Genomic DNA, 1,948 nt, shown 5'->3' on the forward strand with positions numbered 1-1,948 from the left:
ACCAGCGCCCGGTCGACATCGAGATGCGCGAACTCCTGTTTGAAGCGGGCCAGCCCGCGGCCGATGCGGTCGCGCAGCGTCCGGGAAATCGCCTTCTGGAACGAGGCGCAGATATCGGCGACATCCTGCTCGCTGAGCGGCGCGATCTCGGTCGCCGCCTGGCGCACCGCCGTCTTGAGGCCGGAGAAGGAAAAGTCGAGCCGCGCTTCGCCGACCAGCGGCCGCGGCAGCGAGAACCGGTCCGGATTGCCTTTCAAAGCCGCCTTCTCGACAGCCGGCCCACCGGGATAGGGCAGGCCGAGCAGTTTTGCCGTCTTGTCGAACGCCTCGCCAAGCGCATCGTCGATCGTCGTACCCCAGCGCTCGTATTCCCCGACGCCGCGCACCAGAACCAGCTGGGTATGGCCGCCGGACACGAGCAGCATCAGGTAGGGAAAGGAAAGCCCGTCGGTCAGCCGTGCCGTCAAGGCATGGCCTTCGAGGTGGTTGATCGCCATCAGCGGCTTGCCGGCCGCCCGCGCGATCGCCTTGGCGGTCATCAGCCCGACGATCAGGCCGCCGATCAGGCCAGGCCCGGATGTCGCGGCAATCGCATCGATCTCGTCGAGCGACACATTGGCGCGGGTGAGCGCTTCCTCGATCAGCCCGTCCAGCGCCTCGACATGCGCACGCGCCGCGATTTCCGGCACGACGCCACCATAGGCACTGTGTTCATCGAGCTGCGACAGCACGATATCGGAGAGGATTTCGCCGCGGCCGTCCTCATGGCGCGCGACGACGGAAGCCGCCGTCTCGTCGCAGCTAGTTTCAATGCCGAGGATGCGAAGAAAGGTCGCCATACGCCTATCGATAATTGCGATGCCGGATAAACCGGTTTACGAAAGCTTCCGGTAACAATGGAATGACGCGGATGCAAACAAAACCTTTCCGGATCGGCACGCGCGGCAGCCCGCTGGCGCTCGCCCAGGCTTCCGAAACGCGCGCACGGCTGATGACGGCGCATGGCCTGCCGGAGGACATGTTCGAGATTGTCGTGCTGTCGACCACCGGCGACCGCATCACCGACCGGGCGCTGACCGAGCTCGGCGGCAAGGGCCTGTTCACCCAGGAACTGGAGGAAGGGCTAATCTCCGGCGATCTCGATTTCGCCGTTCATTCCTCGAAAGACATGCCGACCAAACTGCCCGAGGGCCTGCGTCTCGCCGCCTACCTGCCCCGCGAGGATTTTCGCGACGCCTTCATCGGCCGCACGGCCCATACGCTCGCCGCACTTCCGGATGGCGCCACCGTCGGCTCCTCGTCGCTGCGCCGCCAGGCGCTGATCCGCCGCATCCGTCCGGACATCGAGGTCATCACCTTCCGCGGCCTCGTCGAAACGCGGCTGCGCAAGCTCAGCGAAGGCCAGGTGGATGCGACCCTGCTCGCCTATGCCGGCCTGAAGCGCCTCGGCAAGCAGGATGTCGTCACCGAATTGCTCGACCCGCAGGACTTCCCCCCGGCACCGGCGCAGGGCGCGATCTGCGTCGAAAGCCGTGTCAGTGACGCCCGCATCGACGCGCTTCTCGACCCGATCAACGACCGCCCAACCTATGACGCGGTCTCCTGCGAACGCGCCTTCCTGGCCGCACTCGACGGTTCCTGCCGCACCCCGATCGGCGGTTACGCGATCTGCGAGGGCGACCATCTGAAATTCTCCGGCCTCATCCTGACACCGGATGGCCGCAAGGAACATTCGATCGAGACCGAAGGCAAACGCGCCAACGCAGAAAAGCTCGGCCGGCAGGCCGGCGAAGCCGTTCGCGCGGCGGCCGGTTCCGATTTCTTCGAAGGCTGGTCGTAACGCGATGCGGGTCGTCGTCACCCGCCCCGAAAGCTCGGCCCGCCGCACCGCCGAACGGCTGCAAAACCTTGGTCATCAGCCGGTTCTGCTGCCCCTGACCAAGGCGGT

At 66.0% G+C, this 1,948-nt stretch carries 2 protein-coding genes and 1 pseudogene; 2 read left to right on the forward strand and 1 reads right to left on the reverse strand.

Going from position 1 to position 1,948, the window contains the following annotated elements; genetic code table 11:
- Positions 1-839: tRNA (adenosine(37)-N6)-threonylcarbamoyltransferase complex transferase subunit TsaD (gene tsaD, locus MOV61_RS29675; protein ID WP_247139145.1), on the reverse strand; the 839-nt coding region annotated here is incomplete at its 3' end.
- A 71-nt stretch (positions 840-910) separates the two neighbouring features.
- On the opposite strand from tsaD, the gene hemC reads away from it, so the two are divergent.
- A complete protein-coding gene (gene hemC / locus MOV61_RS29680) occupies positions 911-1,840 on the forward strand; it encodes a hydroxymethylbilane synthase (protein WP_247139146.1) in 930 nt (309 codons plus the stop codon).
- A 4-nt stretch (positions 1,841-1,844) separates the two neighbouring features.
- Positions 1,845-1,948, forward strand: a pseudogene (locus MOV61_RS29685) (uroporphyrinogen-III synthase); the annotation flags it as partial.

It is taken from the genome of Neorhizobium sp. BETTINA12A, from assembly GCF_023006485.1.
In the GTDB taxonomy this organism is placed as follows: Bacteria; Pseudomonadota; Alphaproteobacteria; order Rhizobiales; family Rhizobiaceae; genus Neorhizobium.

Bases quoted from the DNA above. Each gene is read 5' to 3' on its own strand.
- hemC (WP_247139146.1), top strand. From the start codon at position 911: ATGCAAACAAAACCTTTCCGGATCGGCACGCGCGGCAGCCCGCTGGCG.